This window comes from Spirillospora sp. NPDC048824, from assembly GCF_043198455.1.
Lineage (GTDB): Bacteria > Actinomycetota > Actinomycetes > Streptosporangiales > Streptosporangiaceae > Spirillospora.
The window spans coordinates 230,628-254,258 of the sequence record NZ_JBICUS010000013.1; the positions used below are offsets into that span (position 1 = coordinate 230,628).

Consider the following 23,631-nt stretch of genomic DNA (forward strand, 5'->3'; position numbering starts at 1 on the left):
CCGTTCCCTCACCCCGGACGGCCTGTTCACCGACGCCCGCCGCCTGCTGGCCTCGCGCTCCGCCGCTGATCCCGGTCACGGCGGGGGGATGACGTCCCAGGCGTTCTGGCGGACCTCCACGTGCCCGGACCGGCGCAGCTCGTCCAGGAGGTCCCGCCAGCCGGCGGGCCACCCGGCGGCCGGGCCCGCCTGCCGGACCAGCGCGGCGGCGAGCAGGTGCGAGACGATGTCGCCGCGGCCGGCGAGCAGCCGGGCGGCGGGCAGCAGCCGGGCGGGCCCGCCCGGCTCGCGCGCGCCATGGCCGCCGACCGCGTGGAACAGGCGGTTTCCGGTGAACGCCGCGGTGAGGACGGGGCGGTCGCGGAGCAGGTCCGCCAGGGCGGCCAGCTCCCCGGCGATCTGCTCGGCGGTGACGCCGTCCTCGGTCAGGCGTGCCGCGCGGAGTGCGACCTCGGCCGCCTGGGCGGCATAGAGGGGATGCCCGGCCAGGATCCGGACGGCGCGGCGGGCCAGCGGCGCGTTGGCGTGGCCGGCGGGCAGGCCGCCGATCGTCTGCGCGATGGCCTTCGCCCGCGACCTGGACCGCTCGCCGAGCTCCGCGTCCACCAGGGCGGAGAGCACGCCGAGCGCCTCGTCCGCGACCGTCCCCGCCCTCACCAGGGCGTGCAGGACCTGAAGATCGTCGTCCCCGGCCGGGTCGCCGGGATCGGCGACGGCGGCGAGGATGTCGCCGTACCCCTCCGCGTACCAGGGCGCCCATGCGCCGAACGCCTTGGACGCCCGGAACCGGACGCCCGGGCCGTCGGCGGCGGAGACCAGTCGCCGGACGAGCGCGGCGTAGGCGGGACGGTGCGCCGGCGCGTACTCCGAAGGTTTCGCCTGGAAGAGCGTGCGCAGCATCAGCTCCGATGCGTACGGGCCTGCGGCGTCGCCGAGCGCGGCGATCACCCGGGGGTCCTCGGGCATGCGGCGCAGCGCGTCCGCGACGGCGACCCGGACGTCCCGGTGCAGGCCGGGGTCGTTCCAGGCGTGCAGGAGGACGTCCGCCGCGCCCGGGACCCGCAGCCGCTGGAGGAGCCGGGCGGCCTGCTTGCGGGCGGTCACCTTCCCGTCCGGGCCGGTCAGCGTCTCCGCCAGGACGGGCCCCAGCCCGGACGGCGGCACCGACGCGCCGCACCGTCCCACGGCCGCGACCGCGACCGCCGACCTCGGCCCACGCGCATGGAGGAGGAGCATCGCGAGGGCCTCGGCGGGACGGTCGGTGGCGGCCATCGCCTCCAGCGCCGCCTCGGCGAGGACGGTGTCCTCCTCCTGTTCCGCCCACGGCACGAGGTCCCCGAGCCCGCCGGGAAGCAGGCCGAGCCCCGCCACGGCGGTGAGCCTGGCGTCCACCGGTCTCCGCTCGTCCCGGGCGGCCGAGGCCAGTACCGCCCGCACGGCCCCGGCCTGCGGCGGCGTCCAGCGCCCCGGGTCCTGCGGCCGGACCTCCGGAACCCGTCCGGCGGTCTCGAACCGGCCCGCCCGGGCGCCGTCCAGGGCGGCCGGGAGGAGGTCCGTGCGGCGTCCGGCGACGACGCGCCACACCTCGGGCAGGACGATCGCGGAGGCGTCGGCGGCCAGCAGGTCCACCGCGCGCCCCTCGCGGCGCGCCGGGTCGGCGAGCCACAGGTCCGCCGCCTCCCGGGCGAGGTGCCCGGGAGCGTCCAGGATCACCGAGCGCAGATCGTCCTGGAGGTCCTCCAGCGCGAACGCCCTCCGCCCGAGGGAGCGGGCCAAGGCGACGACGGTCTCGTGGTCGCGCAGGTGCGGGCGCAGGACGTCCAGGAGGACGCGTTCCCCGCCGCGCGGCAGAACCCGGTCGAGCCGGTGCTCGTCGAGCGCCTCGGGTCCGTGCCTCGCCACGAGCGTGGCGTAGACGCGGTACGCCCAGCGGGTGAGCGCGGGCGGCGCCCCGTCCTGCGAGCCGGCCGCGCCGAGCATCCGGTCCGCCAGGCCGCGCAGCCTCCGGCGGGTGGCCGGGGAGGAGTCGCGTGCCGTCACGGCCGGGTCGGCGATGGCGGCGAAGGGCGGGGCGAACGAGTCGTCCAGCAGGCGGAGCGGGACGGCCGCCAGGGCGGCGATGAGCGTCCCCCTGAGCGGGTCCCGCTCGTTCCGCGTGCGGTCCGCGAACTCGGTGACCAGGCTCAGCAGGAGCGCGGGGTCCGCGGTGCGGGCGGTGAGCTCGATGAGCAGCGTGCGGGCGAGGCCGCGCCGGCGCGGGTCGCCGCCGAACGCCGCCTCCCGGACGGGCCCGGCCGCCTCCTCGTAGGGGAGGTGGGCCGTGAGCTTCAGCGGGATCTCCGGATCGTCCAGCCTGGACCGCGCGGAATGCCACACCGAGCCGTGCCACTCCAGCATCCGGCGGGCCTCGGCCGCCGCCCGGCCGGGCGGCAGGACGGCGAGCAGCGGGAAGTTCCGCATCCCCGGGGCCTGCCCGTGGCGTTCCTGCGCGAGGTCGAGGATCTCCGCGCGCCGGGCCGGCGGGACGTGCGTGAGGAACTCCCTCAGCCAGTGGGGGTCGTCCGGTACGAACTCGCGGAGGTCCGCGGCCGGGAGGCCGCTCAGGTACCTGGAGTACGACCACGAGAGGCGGCCCCTGCGGCGTCCCATCCGCCGCACCACCCGTGCGGCGCGGACCGCGTCCACCCTGAACAGCGCCGGAACGAGCGTGGGCGGGAAGTACATGGCGGGCCTGCGTGAGCCGTCCCGCTCCATCAGGTCCAGCAGTCCCGCAGGGTCACGCCGCGCCAGCGCCGGGAGACCGGATCGGCACCGCCGCCACCACGACCATTCGGCCAGGTGGTCTCGGGCATGGGCGAGGAACGGGCCGGGGTGGCGCCCGGCCATGGCGCGCCAGGCGGTGACGCCGTGGGCGAGTTCCGGGAGGACCCGCGCGACGGTGCCGCCCGTGCAGGCGGGCAGCAGCGCGGCGGCCTCCCGGTCGCCCCGGCGGGCCCGGACGTCCGGCAGGAGCCGGTCGGCGAGGGCGGCGCGGCGGGAGTGGCGGAGCGTCCTGTAGAACGCGCGGCGCAGGTCGGCGGGCGCGTCGTCCAGCACGGCCGCCGCGGCGTCGTCGGAGACCGGCAGGGTCCGGACGGCCCGGAGCGCCGCGCGGCGCAACGCCATGTCGGGTCCGGCGAGCACCCGTTCGATGTACGGGAGGTCGCGGGCCGCCATGGCCATGTGCAGGGCGAGCCGGCGCTCGTACCGCCCGCCCGCGGACAGGCCGGCGAGGAGGTCGCGGAGTTCGTCGGTCCCGGCGAGATCGCGGGCGCGCAGCGCCAGTTCCCGCATGCGCGACGGGTACGGCAGGGATTCGAGGGCCGGTTCCAGGACCGGCTCGATGGGGCTCAACGGCCCGGGCGGAGACCGCCCTTCCTGGAGATCATGGGGTCGATGATGGCGGATCACCGCCGCGTCCGGCAAGCGGGACGGCCCTGGGATACTCGTGACCATGACATATGTGGCCGACGATGATCGGTACGAGCGGATTCCCTACCGGCGGTGCGGGCGCAGCGGGCTACGGCTCCCGGCGATCTCGCTGGGCCTGTGGCACAATTTCGGCGACGACCGGCCCCTGGACGCGCAGCGGGCCATCCTGCGCCGCGCGTTCGACCTCGGCGTCACGCACTTCGACCTGGCGAACAACTACGGGCCGCCGTACGGCTCCGCGGAGACCAACTTCGGGCGGATCATGCGGGAGGACCTCCGGCCGTACCGGGACGAGATGATCATCTCGACCAAGGCGGGGTACGACATGTGGCCCGGCCCGTACGGTGAGTGGGGGTCGCGCAAGTACCTGCTCGCCAGCCTCGACCAGTCGCTGAGCCGGATGGGCCTGGACTACGTCGACATCTTCTACAGCCACCGTTTCGACCCCGAGACGCCGCTGGAGGAGACGATGGGCGCGCTGGACCGTGCCGTCCGGTCCGGGAAGGCGCTGTACGCGGGGATCTCGTCCTACTCCCCCGAGCGCACGGCGGAGGCGGCGGCGATCCTGCGTGAGATGGGGACGCCGCTGCTGATCCACCAGCCATCCTACTCGATGCTCAACCGCTGGATCGAGGGCGGGCTCCTCGACACGCTCGGCCGCGAGGGCGTGGGCTGCATCGCCTTCTCGCCGCTGGCGCAGGGGATGCTGACCGACAAGTACCTCGGCGGCATCCCCGAAGGGTCGCGGGCCAGCAAGGGCACGTCGTTCTCCACGAGCCTGCTCACCGAGGAGAACCTGCGGCACGTCCGGACGCTGAACGAGATCGCCGAGGGGCGCGGGCAGTCGCTCGCGCAGCTGGCCCTGGCGTGGTCGCTGCGGGACGGCCGGGTCACCTCCGCGCTGGTCGGCGCGAGCAGCGTCGCCCAGCTGGAGGAGAACCTCGCGGCCCTGAACCGGCTGGACTTCACCGCCGACGAGCTCGCCGCGATCGACCGGGACGCCGTCGAGGCGGGGATCAACATCTGGGCGGCCTCCAGCGCGGGCTGACCGCCGGGCGGGCGGGCCGGCCACCGGGCATACGCATTGACCTGGCAGGACGGGGCACGAGCAGCACATGGAAGAGATGATGCTGCGCAGCGCCGCGTTCAACGATCACACGCTCATGCCGTCGGAGTACTCGCACGACAGCGGGGACGTCTCGCCGCCGCTGGAGTGGTCGCAGGCCCCCGAGGAGGTGGTGGAGCTCGCGCTGGCCTGCGAGGACCCGGACGCGCCGGCCGGCACGTTCGCGCACTGGCTGGTCGCCGGCATCGATCCCGTGACGACCGGGCTGGACGCCGGGGAGCGGCCGACCGGGGCGATCACCGGGCGCAACGACTTCGGCGCGGACGGGTACGGCGGGCCGAAGCCCCCGGCGGGCGACGACCCGCACCGGTACTTCTTCCGGCTCTACGGGCTGTCCGAGCCGTCCGGGCTCCGTCCCGGGTTCACGGCCGAGGACCTGCGCGTCGCCGTCCAGGAGAAGATCGTGGCGTCCGGCACGCTCGTCGGGACGTTCGTGAGGTGACCGTGGGCGCCCCCGACCAGAACGACCCCCGCCGGAGCCGCCCCGGCCGGGACGACCCGGGCCGGGACGACCCGGGCCGGACCGGCCGGGACGACGCCGATGGGACCGCGCCCGAGTGGCGGGATCCCGAGTGGCGCGGCCCCGGCTCACACGGCCGCTACCGCCACCGGCAGCCGAGCGGGCGTGAGCCGCTGACCGCCCGCAGCCCGCTGCTGCTGCGGGCGATCCTGTCCGGCGCGGCCCTGGTCGGCGCGGCGGCGGCCGCGGTGCTCTTCGCCGTCCGGGCGCAGAGCGGCGCCGGGGACGGCGCCTGGACGGCGGCCGCCATCTGCGCGGTCGTCGCCGTCATCGCCGCCGTCGACCTGATCGTCATCGCCCGGCGCACCCGGACGTGATCAGTAGCGGGTCAGGCGGGCGCGGGCGGCCTCCACCGCGGGCGGGACCGGATGCCGGGCGCGGGCGAGCGCGGGCAGCGCGCGGGCCGCGTCCGCGAGACCGGCCCGGCCGTCGCGGCTGCCCAGCGCGGACGCGGCGGCGCGGGCGACCGCCGGGAGCGGACGGCGCAGCCACGCGGTCAGCAGCCGGTTGCGGGCCTCGCGGCGGCGGCGCGCGGCCGGGTCGCGGCCCGTCGTGGACGGGTGGTGGTGGACGACGAGTTCGGGCACGTAGGCCAGGCCCCACCCGGCGGCGGCCAGGTCGAGGGCGAGCAGTTCCTCCTCGCCGCCGAAGTGCAGGACGTCGGAGAAGCCGCCCGCGCGGAGGAACGCCTCGCGCCGCACGATGACGGAGCAGGCGAGGAACCCGAGGATGGCCGGCCCGGGCAGGCCGTCCGGCCGGCCGAGAGGCGAGCGGGCCATCTGCCCGGACACCGGCTCCAGCCGCCCCTCGTCGCCGACGAGCACGCGGGCGGCGAGCAGCGCCGTCCGCGGATGGGCGTCGAGGATCCCGGCGGCGCGGTCCAGCGCGCCGGGCGCCCACCAGGAGTCGTCGTCGGCGAACGCCACATAGCGGGTCGAGGCGTGCTCGGCCGCGACGGTGCGGGCGGCGGCGCCGAGGTTGCGCGGCAGCCGCAGCACCGTCGCGCCGGCGTCCTCGGCGACGGCCGCGGTGGCGTCGGCGGAGGCGTTGTCGGCCACGATCACCGGGGCGTCGTGGTGCGCGAGGCTGCGGCGCAGTTCCGGGGCACGGTCACGGGTCGCGACGAGAATGGTCACATCGGGCATCGGCCGCTCTCCTAGCTCACGTACCGGCGCGCGGTGGACTTCCGCTGGGACGCCTCCAGGCGCCGGAGCCGCTCCTCGACGTCCGCCGGCAGCGTCCGGCGTTCGCGCGCGACCCAGGCCAGCCCGGCGGCGGCCTCGGCGAGCGCGCCCGCCGTGACGCGGTCGCGCGGCAGCGTGCGCAGCAGCCCGGCGGTGCGCCGCACCGCGGCGGGCAGCGGGCGGCGCAGCCAGGTGAACCACAGCGTGTTGCGGATGCCGTGGCGGCGCCGCACGTGCGGGTCGCGCAGCGGGGACGGCTCGTGGTGCACGACGACGTCGTCGGCGAAGCACAGCTGCCAGCCGAGCGCCATCAGGTCGGCGCCGAGCAGTTCCTCCTCGCCGCCGAGCCACAGCCGCGGGGAGAATCCGCCGGCCTCGCGGAACGCGTCCGTCCTGACCATGGACGCCCCGGCAAGGAACGAGCCGAGCGCGGGGCCCGGCAGCCACGGCGGGCCGGGCACGGGCGAGTGCCGCAGCTCGGGCACGATCGGGTCCTCGCGGCCGCCGGGCTCCACCAGGATCCGCCCGGTGACGACCGCGAGCCGCGGATGGGCGTCGAGCAGGCCCGCGGCGCGGGACGGCGCGTCCGGTTCCCACCAGGTGTCGTCGTCGCAGAACGCGATGTACGGAGTGCGGACGTGGTCGGCCGCGACGTTGCGGGCGACCGCGCCGAGGTTGCGCGGGGAACGGATCAGCCGGAATTCCGGGAATTGTTCCTCGACGGCGCCGGCGGTGCCGTCCCGTGAGGCGTTGTCCACCACGATGACCGGGGGCCGGTCCGCGATTTCCCGCGTGCGCGCGAGCGTCGCGAGCAGCGAGTGCCGCCGGTCCCTGGTGATGACGACGACGGTGTAACGCATGAACCGCCCGTACCCGCAGCCTTCGCCTCTATGTGCACGTCATTGCGCCTACGTCACACTTCGCCCACCAGCGACTTTTGTGACTTCAGCGTTTAGAGCCACAGTTATCGGCAATACCGAATCACCTATAGGGGATTTGCTCCCGGCGGGACCGCCAAGTGCCGATGGCTACGACGACGTCATCGGCACATCACCGAACGCTGCGCCGAAACGGGGCTCTACATGCGCGTGCTCGGAATCAATGCGATCTTTCACGACCCGGCCGCCGCGCTGGTGTCGGACGGCGCCGTCGTCGCGGCGGCGGAGGAGGAACGCTTCAGCCGCCGCAAGCACGGCAAGCGGCCGGTGCCGTTCTCCGGCTGGGAACCGCCGGAGAAGGCGGCCCGGTGGTGCCTGGACGAGGCCGGGCTGGAGCCCGGCGACCTCGACGCCGTCGCCTACTCCTACGATCCGGGCCTCGTCGAGCCCGGCCTCGACGGGCACGACGTCCAGTGGGAGCGGCTGCGCACCCTCTACGCGCAGCGGGCCCCGAACTTCCTGTCGACCGCGCTGCCGGGGCTCGACCCCGGGATCGTCCGGTACGTCCCGCACCATGTGGCGCACGCCGCGTCCGCCGCGCTCGCCGCACCCGCACCCGGCGACGGCGACGTCCTGGTCCTGGACGGCCGCGGCGAGTCGCACTCGCACCTGGCCGGGACGTACGAGGGCGGCGTCCTGACCACGCTGCACGCCCAGCGCCTCCCGCACTCGCTCGGGCTGATGTACGAGGACCTCACCGAGCACCTCGGCTTCCTGCGCTCCAGCGACGAGTACAAGGTCATGGCGCTGGCGTCCTATGGCGAGGCCCGCTTCCTCGGCGAACTGCGCGAGCACGTCCACGCGACCGGGGACGGCGGCTTCGCCGCCGCGGGCGTCGACTGGGGCGCGCTGGCCAAGGCCCGCCCGCCCGGCGGCGAGTGGACCCGCGACCACGCCGACCTCGCCGCGAGCGTCCAGGCCCGGCTGGAGGAGGTGCTGCTGGACCTGGCGGCCTGGCTGCACGGCCGCACCGGCTCCCGCCGGCTGATGCTCGCCGGCGGCGTCGCCCTCAACTGCGTCGCCAACTCCCGGCTCGCCGAGGCCGGGCCGTACGACGACATCTGGATCCAGCCCGCCGCGGGCGACGCCGGGACGGCCCTCGGCGCCGCGCTGCACCTGGCGCAGGCCGGGGGCGACCCGCTGACGCCCATGCCCGGCGCGGACCTCGGACGGCGGTGGGACGACCGCGAGATCGCCGAGCGTCTCGACACCGCCGGGATCCCGTACGAGCGGCCCGACGACCTGGCCGCCACGGTGGCAGGCGCCCTCGCCCGCAACGAGATCGTGGCGTGGTTCCAGGGCCGCTCCGAGTTCGGCCCGCGCGCGCTCGGGCACCGCTCCCTACTCGCCCATCCGGGTCATGAGGGCAATGTGGAGCGGCTCAACGACGTCAAGGGCCGCGAGCAGTTCCGCCCGATCGCGCCGATGGTCGCGCTCGACCACGCGCCGGAGATCTTCGACGGGCCGCTGCCGAGCCCGTACATGCTGTTCGTCCACCGGGTGCGCCCCGGCTGGCGGGACCGGATCCCCGCGGTCGTCCATGTGGACGGCACCGCCCGGATCCAGACCGTCGCCGCGGAGGACGAGCCGCTCGTGGCCCGCCTCCTGGAGGAGTTCCGCCGCCGGACCGGCCTGCCCGTCGTCATCAACACCAGCCTGAACACCGCCGGGCGCCCCATGGTCGACGACCCGCGCGACGCGCTGGAGTGCTTCGGCTCCGCCCCGGTGGACCTGCTGGCCATCGGGCCGTACGTGGTCCGCCGCCGGGAGGTGCACGCCCGATGAGCCACCCCCTGGTCGGCCATACCGTGACCGGCCATACCGTCGTCATCCCGACGATCGGCCGGGAGAGCCTGCGCGTGACGCTGGACGCGCTCCTCGCGGGCCTCGGCTCCGGGCGCGGGCACGCGCCGCACGAGATCATCGTCGTGGACGACCGCCCCGCGCCGGGCGCGCCGCTCCCCCTCCCGCCGGGCGCGCCGCCGGCCGCCGGACCGGACATCCGGGTGATCCGCTCCGGGGGACGCGGGCCCGCCGCCGCCCGGAACGCGGGCTGGCGCGCCGCCGCGACCGAGTGGGTCGCCTTCCTGGACGACGACGTCGTGCCCGATCCCGGATGGGCCGCCGGGCTGGCCGCCGACCTCGCGGACCTGACACCGGAGGCCGGCGGCTCACAGGGCCGGGTCACGGTCCCGCCGCCGGACGGCCGCCGCCCCACCGACTGGGAGCGCAACACCGCGGCGCTCGCGGACGCCGAATGGATCACCGCCGACATGGCCTACCGCCGCGCCGTCCTCGCCGAGCTCGGCGGCTTCGACGAGCGGTTCCGCCGCGCCTACCGTGAGGACGCCGACCTGGCGCTGCGGGCCATGGACGCCGGGCACGGCCTCGTCCTCGGCAGGCGGCAGGTGACGCACCCCGTCCGTCCCGCCGGCTTCTGGGCGTCGGTGCGGGCACAGGCGGGCAACGCCGACGACGTCCTCATGTGGCGGGTGCACGGCGGCTCGTGGCGGACCCGCGCCGGCGAGGGCCGCGGGCTGCTCCGCCGCCACGCGCTCACCACCGCGGCCGGCGTCCTGGCGGCGGGCCTGCCCGCGGCCGTCCCCGGGCGGCGCGGCACGGCCGCCGGCCTGATCGCCGGAGGCGCCTGGGGCGCGCTGACCGCCTGGTTCGCCTACGAGCGGATCCGGCCGGGGCCGCCCGCACCGGCCGAAATAGCGAAGATGATCGCCACGAGCGCCGTCATCCCGCCCGCCGCGGTGTGGCACCGGGTGCGGGGACTGGTCGTCCACCGGGACGCGCGGCCGTGGGCCGGCCCCTGGGTCGTGCTGTTCGACCGCGACGACACCCTCATCCGGGACGTCCCCTACAACGGCGACCCGGCGCGGGTGAAGCCGATGCCGGGCGCCCGGCGCGCCCTGGACCGGCTGCGGCGGCACGGCGTCCGGATCGGGGTCGTGTCCAACCAGTCGGGCGTGGCGAAGGGCCGCATCACCGCCGGCGACGTCCGGCGCGTCAACGCGCGCGTCGAGCGGCTCCTCGGACGCGTCGACGTGTGGGAGTTCTGCCCGCACGACGGCGGCGACGGCTGCGCATGCCGCAAACCCCGCCCCGGGATGATCGAGCGCGCGGCGCGGCGGCTCGGGGCGCCGCCGTCCGACTGCGCCGTCATCGGCGACATCGGCGGCGACGTCGAGGCCGCCGCCGCGGCCGGCGCGCGGGGGATCCTCGTCCCGACCGGGCGCACCCGGGCCGACGAGATCACGCGGGCGGCGGAGACGGCGCCGACGCTGCGGGCGGCCGTCGAACTGGTCCTCGGCGGAAGGCGGCGCCGATGAGGGTCCTCGTCTCCCGCCAGGACAACATCGGCGACGTGCTGCTCGCCGGGCCCGCCGTGCGGGCGGTCGCCGAGCACGCCGACGAGGTGGTGCTGCTGTGCGGCCCGCGCGGGCGCGCCGCCGCCGACATGCTGCCCGGCGTCGACCGCGTCATCGAATGGCGCGCCCCCTGGATCGACCCGGACCACGTGCCCGTCGAGCGGTCCGGGATCGACGCGCTCACGCGCCGGCTCAAGGGCTTCGACCGGGCCCTGATCCTGACGTCGTTCCACCAGTCGCCGCTGCCGCTCGCGCTGCTGCTGCGCCTGGCCGGGACGCCCTGGATCGGCGGCATCAGCGAGGACTACCCCGGTTCGCTGCTCGACCTGCGGCACCGGCCCGGCGAGGACATGCCCGAGCCGCTGCGGATGCTCGCCCTCGCGGAGGACGCGGGGTTCCCGGCGCCGGCCGACACCCGGCTCCGGGTCCGCGGGCCGCTGCCCGCCACCGACCACCTCACCGGAGGCCCCGGGTACGTCGTGGTGCATCCGGGGACGTCGGTCCCCGCACGCGCCTGGCCCCCCGGGCACTGCGCCGAGGCCGTCCGGCTGCTGGACGCGGCGGGCCACCGCGTCGTCGTCACCGGGCACGGGGACGAGAAGGAGCTGACCGCGTCCGTCGCCGGGGAGGACGGCCTCGACCTCGGCGGCCGCACGACGCTGCCGGAACTGGCGTCCGTGCTGGAAGGGGCATGCGCCGTCGTCGCCGGAAACACCGGCCCCGCGCACCTGGCGGCGGCCGTCGGCACACCGGTCGTGTCGCTGTTCGCGCCGACCGTGCCGGCGGCCCGGTGGGCGCCGTTCGGCGTCCCGATGGCGCTGCTGGGCGACCAGGGGGCGCCGTGCAAGGACAGCCGCGCCCGCGAATGCCCCGTCGGCGGGCACCCCTGCCTGGCGTCGGTCAGCGCCGACGAGGTCGCCGCGGCAGTGGAGATCGTGAGGTCCGAGGAGGAGGTGCCCGCCCGGTGAGAGTCCTGATGTGGCACGTGCACGGATCGTGGGCGACGTCGTTCGTCCACGGCCCGCAGACCACCCTCGTCCCCGTCCTTCCCGGCCGGGGGCCGGACGGGAAGGGGCGGCCCGACACGTTCCACTGGCCGGACCGCGCGGCCGAGGTCGCGGCGGAGCGGCTGCGCGACGAGGACGTGGACGTCGTCGTCCTGCAGCGCCCCCACGAGCTGCGGCTCGCCGAGGAATGGCTCGGGCGCCGCCCCGGCCGCGATATCCCCGCCGTCTACGTCGAGCACGACACGCCCCGCCGCACGCCGTCCGACGCCGGCCTCCCCGAAGAGGTCGTCCCCGACAGCCGCCACTTCCTGCACGACCGCTCCGACATCCCGGTCGTGCACGTCACCCACTTCAACCGGCTGTTCTGGAACTGCGGCCGCGCCCCCGCCACCGTCATCGAGCACGGCGTCGTCGACCCCGGGTACCGGTACTCCGCCGACATGCCGCGCGCCGGCGTGGTCATCAACGACCCGCTGCGCCGCGGGCGCGTCGCCGGCACCGATCTGCTCCCCGAACTGGCGGCGGCCGTCCCCCTCGACCTGTTCGGCATGAACGTCACCGGCGTCCCCGGCCGGCTCGGCATCGCCCCCGAATCCCTCTGGACCTTCGAGGACCTGCCGCAGGCGAGGATGCACGGGGAACTCGCCCGCCGCCGCGTCTACGTCCACCCCTACCGGTGGACCTCGCTGGGCCTCGCACTGATCGAGGCCATGATGCTCGGCCTGCCGGTGGTGGCGCTCGCCACCACCGAGGCGGTCGAGGCGGTGCCGCCGGAGGCCGGGGTGCTGTCCACCCGCGTGGCCGCGCTGGCCGGCGCCGCGCGGTCCCTGGCCGCGGACCCGCCGCGTGCGCGCCAGATGGGCAAGGAGGCGCGGGCCTACGCCGTCGAACGCTACGGCCTGCCGCGGTTCCTGCGCGACTGGCGGCGAACTCTCCAGGAGGTAACGCGATGAAGATAGCCATGATCTCCGAGCACGCCAGCCCCCTGGCCGCCAGGTGCGGCCCCGCGGAGAAGGGACTGGGCGGGGCCGACGGCGGCGGGCAGAACGTGTTCGTCGCGGAACTGGCCGCCGAACTCGGCCGGCAGGGCCACTACGTCACCGTCTACACGCGGCGGGACGCCCCCGCCCTGCCCGACCGGGTGCGGTTCGCGCCCGGCGTGACCGTCGAGCACGTCCCGGCGGGACCGGCCGAGCGGATCGCCAAGGACGATCTGCTGCCCTGGATGCACGACTTCGGGCGCCACCTCGAGCGGCGCTGGGCCGCCGACCCGCCCGACGTCGCGCACGCCCACTTCTGGATGAGCGGCCTCGCGGCGATCCAGGCCGCGCAGCCGCGCGGGTCGCGGCGCGTGCCGGTGGTGCAGACCTTCCACGCGCTCGGCACCGTGAAACGCCGCCACCAGGGCGACAAGGACACCAGCCCGGCCTCCCGGGTGCGGCTGGAACGCGCCATCGGGCGCGCCGCCGACACCGTGATCGCCACCTGCTCCGACGAGACCGCCGAGCTGACCGCGATGGGCGTCCCCGGCGACCGCGTCCGGGTCGTCCCGTGCGGGGTCGACCTGAGCCTGTTCGCCCCCGGCGGCGGCCCGCCCGCCGGCCCTCACCGGCTCGTGGTGCTGTCCCGGCTCGTCGAACGCAAGGGCGTCGACACCGCCATCAGGGCGCTCGCGCACCTGCCCGGCGCCGAGCTGGCCGTCGCCGGCGGGCCGCCGCGCGGCGACCTCGGCGGCGACGCCGAGGTGCGCAGGCTGCGGAGGGCGGCACGGGACGCGGGCGTCGCCGGCCGCGTCGAGTTCCTCGGCCGGCTCGGCCGCGACGAGGTGCCCCCGCTGCTGCGGTCGGCGAGCCTCGTGCTCACCCTGCCCTGGTACGAGCCGTTCGGCATGGTGCCGCTGGAGGCGATGGCGTGCGGCGTGCCCGTGGTGGCGAGCGCCGTCGGCGGGCACCTCGACACGGTCGTGGACGGCGTCACCGGGACGCTCGTCCGGCCGCGCGACCCGGAGGCCGCCGCCGCGGCGGTCCGGGCGCTGCTGGACGACCCCGCGAAGCGCGCCGCGATGGGGATCGCGGGCAGCGGCCGGGCACGCGACCGCTACTCGTGGGCCCGCGTCGCCGCCGACACCGCCGGCGTCTACCAGCGCGCGGCCGCCCTGAGCGAGGTGGCGGCATGACGGCCGGCACCACCGGGGCCGCCTCCCGGACCAGGACGGCGACGGCGCAGGACCGGCGGCTGGAGGCGCTCGCCGAGGCCGCGCTGCGGTTCCGCGAGCACGTCCCCACGATCGGGACGTGGGGCCGCCGCCTGGCCGGCGTGCTGCGCGGCGGCGGGCGGCTGCTGGCGTGCGGCAACGGGGGAAGCGCCGCCGAGGCGCAGCACCTGACCGCCGAGCTCGTCGGCCGGTTCGAGGACGAGCGGCGCCCGCTGTCGGCGATCCCGCTGCACTGCGACACCTCGTCGGTGACCGCGATCGGCAACGACTACGGGCCGGCCGACATGTTCGCGCGGCAGGTGCAGGCGCACGGCCGGCCCGGCGACGTGCTGATGTGCCTGTCGACCAGCGGCCGCAGCCCCAACGTGGTCGCGGCGGCGCACCGGGCCCGGCATCTCGGCATCACCGCGTGGGCGATCACCGGCCCCGGGCCGAACGCCCTCGCCGGCGCGTGCGACGACGCGATCACCGTCGAGGCCGCCGCCACCTCGACCGTCCAGGAGATCCACCTCGCCGCGATCCACCTGCTGTGCGGGGTGATCGACGATGTCCTGGGGGTGAGACCATGACCGCCCCGCTGGTGGTCGTCGGCGACGTCCTGCTCGACATCGACATCGTCGGCAGCAGCAGCCGGCTCTGCCCGGACGCGCCCGTCCCCGTCGTCGAGCAGGCCGAGGAGCTGCCCCGGCCCGGCGGCGCGGGCCTGGCGGCGCTGCTGGCGGCCGCCGCCGGACGCGACGTGGTGCTGGTCACCGCGCTCGCCGACGACGAACCCGGCAGGCGGCTGCGCGCGATGCTGGAGAAGCACGTGGAGGTCGCCGCGTTCCATCTGCACGGCGGCACCCCCTGCAAGCTGCGCATCCGGTCCGGCGGGCAGTCGGTGGCGCGGCTCGACGCCGGGGAGGGGCAGGCCCTCGACGGGCCCGTCGGCCCGCGCGTCGCCGACGCGATCGCCGGGGCGGGCGCCGTGCTGGTCGCCGACTACGGGCGCGGCGTCACCCGGCACCGCGCCGTCCGGTCCCTGCTCGGCGGGCTGCCCGCGGGCGTCCCCGTCGTGTGGGACCCGCATCCGCGCGGCGAGCCGCCCGTCCCCGGCGTCCGGCTGCTCACCCCGAACGCACAGGAGGCCGCCCGGCTCGCCGCCGCCGACGGCGCCGAGATCACCGGGTCCGGGCTGTCGGCCGCCGGGCGGTGCGGCCGCCACCTCGGCCGCGCCTGGGGCATCGAGGGCGTCGCGGTCACCCTCGGCGCGGAGGGCGCGCTGCTCTGCGACGGGTCGGAGGCGCCGTTCCTCGCGCCGGCGCGGCCCGCCCGGGGCGACTCGTGCGGCGCGGGCGACAGCTTCGCCGCCGGCGCCGCGGGCGTCCTCGCCGACGGCGGGACCCTCACCGGCGCCGTCACCGAAGGCGTCCGCCACGCGTCGGAGTTCGTCCGCGCGGGCGCCGCCGCGGCCCTCGCGACGCAGCTCGCCGAGACCGGCACGGCCCGGCTCGTCCCCGAGCGCGGCGAGGACGCCTGGGACGTCGTCGAGCGGACGCGGCGGGCGGGCGGGACGGTCGTGGCGACCGGCGGCTGCTTCGACCTCCTCCACGCGGGCCACGTCAGCATGCTGCAGCAGGCGCGGCGGCTCGGCGACTGCCTGATCGTCTGCGTCAACTCCGACGCGTCCGTGCGGCGCCGCAAGGGGCCGACGCGTCCCGTCACGCCCGCCGCCGACCGCGTCCGGGTGCTGGAGGCGCTCAGCGACGTCGACGCCGCGGTGGTGTTCGACGACGACACCCCGGCCCCGCTGCTGGAACGGCTCCGCCCGGACGTCTGGGTGAAGGGCGCCGACTACGCCGGGACCACGCTGCCCGAGGCCGAGACGGTCCGGGCCCACGACGGCGAGGTGGTCCTGCTGCCCCTCCTTGAGGGGCGCTCCACCACCCGCCTGCTGTCGACCACGAAGGGAAACGCATCATGAACGTCCTCATCACCGGAGGCGCCTCGGGACTCGGCGCGGCCGTCGCGCGGAAGGTCGCCGACGACGGGGGACGCCCCCTCGTCCTCGACCGGCATCCGCCGAAGGACGATTTCCAGCACATGCAGGCCGATCTCGCCGACCGCAGATGCGCCGAGCGCGCCGTGCACGGCCTGGCCCGCGCCGCCGGCGGGCTGAACGCCGTCGTCACCGCCGCCGGCATCGACGCCTGCGGGACGCTGTGCGAGGTTCCCGCCGAGGACTGGGAGCGGGTCGTCCAGGTGAACCTGCTGGGCACCGCCGCCGTCGTCCGCGCCGCACTCCCCTACCTGGAGAACGAGCCCCATGGACGCGTCGTGACCGTCGCGTCCACGCTCGGGTTCCGGGCGGTGAGCGACGCCACCGCGTACTGCGCGTCGAAGTTCGGCGTCGTCGGTTTCACCCGGGCGCTCGCCGCCGAGATGGCCGGGCGGGTCGCCGTCACCATGGTCGTGCCCGGCGGCATGGACACCGCGTTCTTCGACGACCGCTCCGAGCAGTACAGGCCGGGCCCGGACGCCAAGCTGAACCGGCCCGAGGACGTGGCGGCGACCGTCGCGTTCGCGCTCTCCCAGCCCGCCGGGTGCGAGGTGCGGGAACTCGTCGTCTGCCCCTCGCAGGAACCGTCGTGGCCGTGACGGTGCGACCGGCGGCCCAGCGGATCCTGGTGCTGCGCGCCCTCGGCCTCGGGGACCTGCTGACCGGCGTCCCGGCGCTGCGGGCCCTGCGGCGCGGGGCGCCCGGCGCGCGGATCGCGCTCGCCGCCCCGGCGCCGCTCGGCTTCCTCGCCCGCGCCACGGGCGCGGTCGACGACGTCCTTCCCTCGGAGGGCCTTGCCCCGCTGCCGCCCGCGGGCCCGGTGGACGTGGCGGTCAACCTGCACGGCCGCGGCCCGCAGAGCCACCAGCTCCTCACCGGAACGCGTCCGGGCCGCCTCCTCGCGTTCGCCTGCGCCGGGGCGGGCCACGCCGCCGGTCCGGACTGGGACCCGGGCGAGCACGAGGTGGCGCGCTGGTGCCGGTTCGTGTCGGCGTACGGGTTCGACGCCGACCCCGCCGACCTGGACCTGGACCCGCCCGCGGTCCCGTCGCCGGCGCCGGGCGCCGCCGTCGTCCATCCGGGCGCGGCGTTCCCGGCGCGCCGCTGGCCCGCCGACCGGTTCGCGGCCGTCGCGGCGGCGCTGCGGGACGGCGGCGAACGCGTCGTCGTCACCGGCGGCCCCGCGGAGACGGCGATCGCGCGCCGCGTCGCCGAACTCGCCGGGCTGGACGAGCGGGCCGACCTGTCCGGCCGCACCCGCCTCCCGGAACTGGCCGCGCTCATCGCGGGCGCGCGGCTGGTGGTGTGCGGGGACACCGGCGTCGCGCATCTCGCGACGGCGTTCCGGACCCCGTCGGTCCTGCTGTTCGGCCCGACGCCGCCCGGCCGGTGGGGGCCGCCCGACCGCGCCGAGCACCGGGTCCTGTGGGCCGGGCGGCACGGCGACCCGCACGGCCGCGAACCGCATCCCGGCCTGCTGGAGATCTCCGCCGGGCAGGCGGTCGAGGCCGCCGGCCGGGTGCTCACCCGCAACCGCTGAAGGGGGACATGATGAGACATCCACGCGCCGTCGTCACCGGAGGATCCGGATTCCTCGGCTCGCACCTGTGCGAGGCGCTGCTGGCCCGGGGGATCTCGGTGGTGTGCCTGGACAACCTGCTGACCGGCACGTCCCGCAACATCGCGCACCTGACCGGGCGGCGCGACTTCCGGTTCCTGAGACGCGACCTCACCGAGCCGGTCAGCGTCCCCGGCGACGTCGGCTACGTCTTCCACCTGGCCTCGGCGGCGTCCCCGGCCGACTATCTGCGGCTGCCGATCCAGACCCTGGAGGTCGGCAGCCAGGGCACCCGCAACGCGCTCGAGCTCGCCGAGGCCAAGGACGCGCGCTTCGTGCTCGCCTCCACGTCCGAGGTGTACGGCGACCCGCTCGTGCATCCGCAGCCCGAGTCGTACTGGGGCAACGTGAACCCGGTCGGGCCGCGCAGCGTGTACGACGAGGCCAAGCGGTTCGGCGAGGCGCTGACGTCGGCGTTCCGGCACTCCCGCGGCCTCGGCACCGCGATCGTGCGGATCTTCAACACCTACGGGCCGCGGATGCGGCCCGACGACGGCCGGGCCATCCCGACGTTCCTGCGGCAGGCGCTCACCGGCGAGGACCTCACGGTGACGGGGGACGGCTCCCAGACCCGCTCGATCTGCCACGTGGACGACACCGTTCGGGGCATCATCGCCCTCGCCCTCTCCGGCCATCCGGGGCCGGTCAACATCGGCAGCCCGTACGAGGTGTCCATGGCCCGCCTCGCGGAGCTGATCATCGACCTGACCGGGTCCCCGTCCCGGATCCGCTTCGTCGACCGGCCGGTCGACGACCCGCACGTCCGGCGGCCCGACACCGCGCTCGCCGAGGAGGCGCTCGGCTGGCGTCCCCGGATCTCCGTCGAGGACGGCCTGCGCACCACGATCGAGTGGTTCGCCCGGGAGCTCATGGTCGCCCGCCCCGCCTGACCGGACCCGGCCGGGTCTGCGCGGCCGGGACGAGGGCACCTCGCGGCCGCGCACGCCCCGGCGGCGCACGCGTCCACGCCCAGGCCGCGCACGCCCCGGCCCAGGCCGCGCCACACCCCGGGGACCGGGGCGCCCGTTCAGCCGTTCGTTCAGCCGTTGTGGCCTGCCGCCACCAGGTTTCTGAGGTCGGCGGGGAGGCTGTGGCGCACCTTGTCCGTGACCGCGCCCTGGGTGGCCTCGTCGGTCACCTCCAGCACGACCCGCGCCAGGTACGCGGACCGTGGCTCGTCGGCCCCGGACCTGACCGCGATCCGCTCGATGAAGTCGTGCCGGTCGAACCGCTCGCCGCTGCCCGCGCCGCCGTAGATCTCCGTCCGGCGCAGATGCTCGCCGATCTCGTGCGGCAGCTGCGCCGCGAGGTTGTCGGCGAGCCCCTCCGGGATCCGTTCGCCGAGCGTCTCCAGGACGGCGCGTGTCGCCCGTTCCGCCTCACCGTGACCGGAGAGGCGGGCGCGGGCCTGGACCTGTCCGATGAACTCCTCGTGCCGCATGACGGACGCTCCTTCCTACGTCTGAAATGCAGAAATGCCCGAAATGGACGGTCCTTAACGTGCGCCGAGCACGTCCATCAGCTCGCCGATCACGGCTCCGCCGGCGGGCAGGGCGCAGGCGCGCCCGGTCCCTTCGGGCGACAGGCACCACTCCCACCACCCGTCCAGCTCCCGCGGGTCCAGCAGCGGCCCATCCCGCTCCGGATCCTCCCGCCCCCGCCCCGCCCGCTCCGGGACGGTGACGACGGCCGGCCACGACCACGCCCGTGCCTGCGCGGTCACCTTCGCGCCGCCGCCCACCGGGTCCACGGCCAGCGCGGGAACCCCGTTCTTCAGGGCCAGGACGAGGCCGTGCAGCCGGGTCGTGACGACCAGGTCGAGCCTGCGCAGTGCCGACTCCAGCTCCGCCGCCGTCGTGCACAGGCGCCAGTCGCGCGGATCGAGGCGCGTGTCGAGGGGCAGCCGGGCGCATTCGCGGGCGGCGAGCCACTCCGTGAGCTCCCGCTCGATCCGGTCGTGCCGCCGCCGCGTCCCGTACTCGGCCTGCCCCGGCGCCAGCACGACCCCGGCGACGGGCACCGGCGGGGTCGCCGGCAGCGCCGCCAGGTCGCGCCGCGGCGCCGCCGAGGGCGTGTCGCGCGCGAGGACGGCGTCGAACCCGGTGACCGCCGGGTCGTCCGGATCGATGACCGACACCCCGACGGCGACGCGGGTACAGCTTTCGTACCGGCGGTGCAGTTCCTCGATCTGCCTGCCGTGCAGCGGCCCGCAGGCGAACACGAGGTGGGTGTAGCGGCCCGGGTCGGCCCGGCCGAGGTCCAGCCCGCCCGGCCGGAAGACCGGGCTCCACGCGAGGTCGCACGGGACCCCGCGGCCGGCCAGCGCCCCCCGCACCGCCTCCATCGCCAGCACATCGCCCGCCGTGGCCTCGCCGTGCAGGAAACTCGGCCATCCGGTCACCAGGACACGCATCCGCCGGCCGCCTTCCGCGATCTCGATCCTCGCCCGGCGCCTTTCCGGGACGGGAAGGCACTGCCCGTGCCGTGACACTTGAGACACTTACCGGTTTACCGAAACGACCGGATGGGCAGAGTCAGTTCGCGGCCCACTCGCGAGCTCGGAGCCAGGTGCTCGGATCTGCGAGCCTGGGCCGCACCAGCGTTCAGGCGGCCTTCCCCCGCCCGCTACCCCCCTGCGGCGCCGTCAACCGCCGGCGAACCGGGCGGCCGCCATGCCGCAGTAGGCCGCGCCGAGCCCCGCGGCGACACTGCCGGCGGCGTTGAGCAGCGCCTGGAGGCGCGCTCCGCCCTCGGCCAGCCGGACGGTCTCGTAGCCGAACGTGGAATACGTGCTCAGGGCGCCGCAGAAGCCCGTCCCCGCGAAGGCCGTCACACCGCCGCCGACGGGGACGGCCGCCAGGAAGCCCAGGAGGAACGACCCCGCGACGTTGACGGTCAGCGTCCCCCAGGGGAACACCGAATCGTGCCGGGCCTGCACGGCGCGGTCGGCCAGGTAGCGCAGCGGCGCGCCGAGCGCGGCGCCCAGCGCGACCAGCAGAACGGTCACGCGCCGCCCTCCCCGGCACGGCGCCTGGTCAGCGACCGGGCGGCCAGCACCCCGGTGAGGACGGCGGCGAGCGCGGCGGCCGGCGTCGCCGCGAGGTACACGAGCGCCACCCGCGGTTCCCCGCCGTCAACGGTCCGCTGGAAATCGACGGCGAAGGTCGAGAACGTGGTGAAGCCTCCGAGCACCCCGGCCCCGAGGAACGGCCGCACCAGCGGGTTCACCCGCCACGTCTCGGTGATGAGCACCATCAGCACCCCGATCACCAGGCAGCCGGAGACGTTGATCCAGAAGACGACCCAGGGGAACTCCCCCGGCCCGTACGGGAACGCGCCACTCAGCCCGTACCGCGCCAGCGCCCCGGTGACGCCGCCCGCCGAGACGGCACCGAGCGTCGCCCACGGCGCACGCCGCAGCTCGTCGCGCTGCTCCGCCACATGAAGATCGACATCGGGATCGACGGCACCATCGCGCACCCGCGAGAGTCTACCGGCGCCCCCGTCAGGGTTCGGGGCGGTCGACCCGGCCGCGCCAGCCACCGGTCTGGACGCCCCGGGCCTCGATGAAGGTCTTGAAACGCTGCAGGTCGCCCTTGACCCGGCGGCCGAGGGCGCCGAGCCTGTCACCGGCCCTCTCGGCGAGGCCCTCCGGGTCGATCTCCATCTGGGCGGTGACGCGCGTGGTGGTCTCGTCCAGCCGGTGGAAGGTCACCACCCCGGCGTGCGTCGGCCCCTCCAGGGACTTCCAGGCCACGCGCTCGTCGGGCAGCTGCTCGGTGATCCTCGCGTCGAACTCGCGGGTGACGCCGGCGATTCGCGTCCTCCAGCGGACGGTGGTGTCGTCGAGCTGGCGGATCTCCTCGACACCGTCCATGAACTGCGGGAACGTCTCGAACTGCGTCCACTGGTCATAGGCGGTGCGGATCGGGACGGTGACGTTGACCGACTCGGTGATCGTGCTCACGGCTCCCCCTCAGTGCGTCACCGGGGCGGTACCCGGGGGAGCGTCCTTTATCCGGGGGACGGGTCGGCGGCGCGGCGCCCGGCAGGCCCGATCCCCCACGCGGGCGGGCATTTCAGTGTGATCAGCCGATTGCCGGGTACTGGGCGGGGACCGAGCGATCGCCCCCTGCCTTTGCCGGCCTCTTCGGAAGGGAGACGACCCGCATGACGTCGGCGCAGTCCACCACCACCCGGTTCAACGACGGACAAGCCGAGACCCTGCTGGCGGAGATGAACCGGCTCCCGGAGGACGATCCCCGGCGAGAACGGCTCCGGGCGCGCATCGTCGACATGCACGCCGCCCTCGTCCGCGGCGTGGCCCGCCGGTACGCCAACCGCGGGGAACCCATCGACGACCTCCAGCAGGTCGCCTACCTGGGGCTGGTCAAGGCCATCAACCGGTTCGACCCCGGCATCGGCGACCGGTTCGTCACCTACGCCTACCCGGTGGTGACCGGGGAGGTGAAGCGGCACTTCCGCGACAAGACGTGGGGAATCCGGGTGTCGCGCCGCATCCAGGAGCTGCGTCCGGTCCTGCAGCGCACCATGCAGGAGTACACCCGCGAGCACGGCCGCTCCCCCACCACGGCGGAGGTCTCCGCGCTCATGGGCATCACCGAGGAGGAGACCGTCGAGGTCATCATCGCCTGCGACGCCTACCGCCCGCTGTCCCTGGAGGCGCCCGCCGACGGCTCGCCGAGCGGCGACAGCGGCACGGTCGGCGAGTACCTCGGGGCGGACGACCCGGCGCTCGACAGCTTCATCGACGGCCACGCGCTCGGCCCGCTGATCGACGAACTGCCCGAACGCGAGCGGACGATCCTGCTGCTGCGGTTCTTCGGCAACAAGACGCAGACGCAGATCGCCGAGCAGATCGGCCTGTCCCAGATGCACGTCTCGCGGCTGCTCCGCGCCACCCTGGACCGGCTCCGCGCCGGGCTGCTGGCGGAACGGTGACGGGACGGCTCTCGACGGTCCCGGTCAGGGCCTGGGAAGGGCGCACGCACCGTCCAGTACGACGTCGTTGCCCTTGCCGAGGCAGCGGGCGAGCAGGTACGTCTGCTGCCCGTAGTTGATGCCGTGGCGGACGGTGATCTCGCCGTCCGGGCCGACCTCGCACGGGTTGTTGAGCGTGCAGCGCTCCCCGTCCTCGTTGCCGGTGTTGTTGACCCCGACGACGCGGCGCGTCCCCACGTCGATGATCGGGGAGCCGGACGTGCCGCCGATGGTGTCGCACTCGGGCGTGTACCGGATGGAGTTCTTCCAGGTCCAGCCCGCCTCGCGCAGCCGGTGGACGGTGTCGTCGATCTTGCAGCCGTAGATCTTCTTCCAATAGCCCGACACGACCCGGATCTCGGTGCCGTCGTGCGGCCTGGCCGGCGACAGGCGCAGCGCCGGGATGCCGTACCGCCGCTGGATGTCGGCGTAGGTGGCGCCGAGCCGGTAGACCGTCACGTCGGTGTCGGTCATCGTGGCGTACTCGACCTTGGTGGCCCGCAGGGAACCCAGTTCCTTCTTCCCCGTCCGGTCGAGGAGCGTGAACGTCCGCGACGACGCCTGGTCCACGATGACCTCGCCGGCCTCGGGCATGCCCGTCTCCAGGCAGTGGCCGTTCGTCAGGACCAGCGCCGCGTCGGTGTCGCGGGACCGCGGCCCGCGCACGAGGGACCCCGAGCAGTTGCTGAGCGCGACGATGCCGGTGAAGTCGACCTCCGCCCTGGGCTTGTGCGGGGCGGGCGCCGCCGGGCCGGCGGGCGCGGCCTGCGCCGCACCGGCGCCGGCGAGGGCGAGGGTCGCGGCGCCGGTGACGGCGGCGAGGGCTGCTGCGGCGAGGCGTCGTCCTGTCATGGGGATCCTCTCGGGCGGGGCCGGTGGCGGGGCACCGGCCGGTGACGGCGCTGTCCGGCCGGATGCTAGATCATCTTCGCCCGCGAAAGAAGGGGGCCCGCCGCCTGGTTTCCCTCAGTCCACGTCCACCCAGCCGTAGGTGCGTTCGACGGCCTTCTTCCAGCCGGCGTAGCCGGTTCGGCGTTGTTCGTCGGTCCAGGTGGGGTTCCAGCGGCGGTCTTCGTTCCAGTTCTGGCGGAGTTCGTCGGTGGTGTTCCAGAAGCCGGTGGCCAGGCCGGCGGCGT

23 protein-coding genes are annotated in these 23,631 nt (G+C 75.7%); 14 read left to right on the forward strand and 9 right to left on the reverse strand.

What is annotated here, in order from left to right:
* Nucleotides 1-75: 75 nt before the first annotated feature.
* On the reverse strand, nucleotides 76-3,393 hold the full coding sequence (locus tag ACGFIS_RS25600) for a hypothetical protein (protein WP_392972802.1): 3,318 nt from the start codon (nucleotides 3,391-3,393) through the stop codon (nucleotides 76-78).
* Between the two features lie 100 nt (nucleotides 3,394-3,493).
* On the opposite strand from ACGFIS_RS25600, the gene mgrA reads away from it, so the two are divergent.
* From mgrA to ACGFIS_RS25615, 3 genes are all read left to right on the forward strand, one after another.
* Nucleotides 3,494-4,519: an L-glyceraldehyde 3-phosphate reductase gene (gene mgrA / locus ACGFIS_RS25605; RefSeq protein WP_392906665.1), complete on the forward strand. Its 1,026-nt coding sequence runs from the start codon at nucleotides 3,494-3,496 to the stop codon at nucleotides 4,517-4,519.
* A gap of 67 nt (nucleotides 4,520-4,586) precedes the next feature.
* Nucleotides 4,587-5,039, forward strand: coding sequence for a YbhB/YbcL family Raf kinase inhibitor-like protein (locus tag ACGFIS_RS25610; RefSeq protein ID WP_392906667.1), 453 nt, complete (start codon nucleotides 4,587-4,589; stop codon nucleotides 5,037-5,039).
* Nucleotides 5,036-5,434, forward strand: coding sequence for a DUF6343 family protein (locus ACGFIS_RS25615; RefSeq protein ID WP_392906669.1), 399 nt, complete (start codon nucleotides 5,036-5,038; stop codon nucleotides 5,432-5,434). The genes ACGFIS_RS25610 and ACGFIS_RS25615 overlap by 4 nt, the downstream gene beginning before the upstream one ends.
* Here the strand turns inward: ACGFIS_RS25615 and ACGFIS_RS25620 are convergent, their stop codons facing one another.
* A complete protein-coding gene (locus ACGFIS_RS25620; protein WP_392906671.1) occupies nucleotides 5,435-6,262 on the reverse strand; it encodes a glycosyltransferase family 2 protein in 828 nt (275 codons plus the stop codon).
* 11 nt (nucleotides 6,263-6,273) lie between these two features.
* A complete protein-coding gene (locus ACGFIS_RS25625) occupies nucleotides 6,274-7,161 on the reverse strand; it encodes a glycosyltransferase family 2 protein (protein ID WP_392906674.1) in 888 nt (295 codons plus the stop codon).
* Between the two features lie 222 nt (nucleotides 7,162-7,383).
* Here ACGFIS_RS25625 and ACGFIS_RS25630 point away from each other — a divergent pair, with 222 nt between their 5' ends.
* The 10 genes from ACGFIS_RS25630 to ACGFIS_RS25675 are packed head-to-tail and all read left to right on the forward strand — an operon-like array spanning nucleotide 7,384 to nucleotide 18,384.
* A complete protein-coding gene (locus tag ACGFIS_RS25630; protein ID WP_392906676.1) occupies nucleotides 7,384-9,024 on the forward strand; it encodes a carbamoyltransferase in 1,641 nt (546 codons plus the stop codon).
* Nucleotides 9,021-10,577: an HAD-IIIA family hydrolase gene (locus ACGFIS_RS25635; RefSeq protein ID WP_392906677.1), complete on the forward strand. Its 1,557-nt coding sequence runs from the start codon at nucleotides 9,021-9,023 to the stop codon at nucleotides 10,575-10,577. Before ACGFIS_RS25630 ends, ACGFIS_RS25635 begins: the two co-directional genes overlap by 4 nt.
* Entirely contained in the window at nucleotides 10,574-11,584 is a 1,011-nt protein-coding gene (locus ACGFIS_RS25640; RefSeq protein WP_392906679.1) for a glycosyltransferase family 9 protein, read from the forward strand. The genes ACGFIS_RS25635 and ACGFIS_RS25640 overlap by 4 nt, the downstream gene beginning before the upstream one ends.
* Nucleotides 11,581-12,576 carry a glycosyltransferase family 4 protein gene (locus ACGFIS_RS25645; RefSeq protein ID WP_392972804.1) on the forward strand — a complete coding sequence of 332 codons (996 nt, stop codon included), beginning with the start codon at nucleotides 11,581-11,583 and terminating at the stop codon, nucleotides 12,574-12,576. The genes ACGFIS_RS25640 and ACGFIS_RS25645 overlap by 4 nt, the downstream gene beginning before the upstream one ends.
* Nucleotides 12,573-13,799, forward strand: coding sequence for a glycosyltransferase (locus ACGFIS_RS25650; protein WP_392906682.1), 1,227 nt, complete (start codon nucleotides 12,573-12,575; stop codon nucleotides 13,797-13,799). The genes ACGFIS_RS25645 and ACGFIS_RS25650 overlap by 4 nt, the downstream gene beginning before the upstream one ends.
* The gene (locus tag ACGFIS_RS25655) at nucleotides 13,796-14,407 is read left to right on the forward strand and encodes an SIS domain-containing protein (protein ID WP_392972806.1); all 612 of its coding nucleotides are present in this window, start codon (nucleotides 13,796-13,798) and stop codon (nucleotides 14,405-14,407) included. Before ACGFIS_RS25650 ends, ACGFIS_RS25655 begins: the two co-directional genes overlap by 4 nt.
* Nucleotides 14,404-15,801, forward strand: a complete 1,398-nt coding sequence (locus ACGFIS_RS25660; protein ID WP_392906685.1) for a PfkB family carbohydrate kinase — start codon at nucleotides 14,404-14,406, stop codon at nucleotides 15,799-15,801. Before ACGFIS_RS25655 ends, ACGFIS_RS25660 begins: the two co-directional genes overlap by 4 nt.
* Nucleotides 15,798-16,475, forward strand: a complete 678-nt coding sequence (locus ACGFIS_RS25665; protein WP_392906686.1) for an SDR family oxidoreductase — start codon at nucleotides 15,798-15,800, stop codon at nucleotides 16,473-16,475. The genes ACGFIS_RS25660 and ACGFIS_RS25665 overlap by 4 nt, the downstream gene beginning before the upstream one ends.
* A complete protein-coding gene (locus ACGFIS_RS25670) occupies nucleotides 16,472-17,416 on the forward strand; it encodes a glycosyltransferase family 9 protein (RefSeq protein WP_392972808.1) in 945 nt (314 codons plus the stop codon). The genes ACGFIS_RS25665 and ACGFIS_RS25670 overlap by 4 nt, the downstream gene beginning before the upstream one ends.
* A gap of 11 nt (nucleotides 17,417-17,427) precedes the next feature.
* Complete coding sequence (locus ACGFIS_RS25675; RefSeq protein WP_392972814.1) at nucleotides 17,428-18,384, forward strand: NAD-dependent epimerase/dehydratase family protein; 957 nt, start codon at nucleotides 17,428-17,430, stop codon at nucleotides 18,382-18,384.
* A 149-nt stretch (nucleotides 18,385-18,533) separates the two neighbouring features.
* Here ACGFIS_RS25675 and ACGFIS_RS25680 read toward each other — a convergent pair whose 3' ends face one another.
* From ACGFIS_RS25680 to ACGFIS_RS25700, 5 genes are all read right to left on the reverse strand, one after another.
* Nucleotides 18,534-18,935, reverse strand: coding sequence for a DUF2267 domain-containing protein (locus ACGFIS_RS25680; RefSeq protein ID WP_392906689.1), 402 nt, complete (start codon nucleotides 18,933-18,935; stop codon nucleotides 18,534-18,536).
* A gap of 54 nt (nucleotides 18,936-18,989) precedes the next feature.
* On the reverse strand, nucleotides 18,990-19,907 hold the full coding sequence (locus ACGFIS_RS25685) for a polysaccharide pyruvyl transferase family protein (protein ID WP_392906691.1): 918 nt from the start codon (nucleotides 19,905-19,907) through the stop codon (nucleotides 18,990-18,992).
* Nucleotides 19,908-20,138: 231 nt separating this feature from the next.
* Nucleotides 20,139-20,501, reverse strand: coding sequence for a fluoride efflux transporter FluC (locus tag ACGFIS_RS25690; protein WP_392906693.1), 363 nt, complete (start codon nucleotides 20,499-20,501; stop codon nucleotides 20,139-20,141).
* A complete protein-coding gene (locus ACGFIS_RS25695; protein ID WP_392906694.1) occupies nucleotides 20,498-20,974 on the reverse strand; it encodes a fluoride efflux transporter FluC in 477 nt (158 codons plus the stop codon). The genes ACGFIS_RS25690 and ACGFIS_RS25695 overlap by 4 nt, the downstream gene beginning before the upstream one ends.
* A gap of 25 nt (nucleotides 20,975-20,999) precedes the next feature.
* Nucleotides 21,000-21,461, reverse strand: a complete 462-nt coding sequence (locus tag ACGFIS_RS25700) for an SRPBCC family protein (RefSeq protein WP_392972810.1) — start codon at nucleotides 21,459-21,461, stop codon at nucleotides 21,000-21,002.
* A gap of 203 nt (nucleotides 21,462-21,664) precedes the next feature.
* Here ACGFIS_RS25700 and ACGFIS_RS25705 point away from each other — a divergent pair, with 203 nt between their 5' ends.
* Entirely contained in the window at nucleotides 21,665-22,456 is a 792-nt protein-coding gene (locus ACGFIS_RS25705) for a SigB/SigF/SigG family RNA polymerase sigma factor (RefSeq protein ID WP_392906696.1), read from the forward strand.
* Nucleotides 22,457-22,480: 24 nt separating this feature from the next.
* Here ACGFIS_RS25705 and ACGFIS_RS25710 read toward each other — a convergent pair whose 3' ends face one another.
* Nucleotides 22,481-23,347: a trypsin-like serine peptidase gene (locus ACGFIS_RS25710; RefSeq protein WP_392906697.1), complete on the reverse strand. Its 867-nt coding sequence runs from the start codon at nucleotides 23,345-23,347 to the stop codon at nucleotides 22,481-22,483.
* Nucleotides 23,348-23,631: the final 284 nt, after the last annotated feature.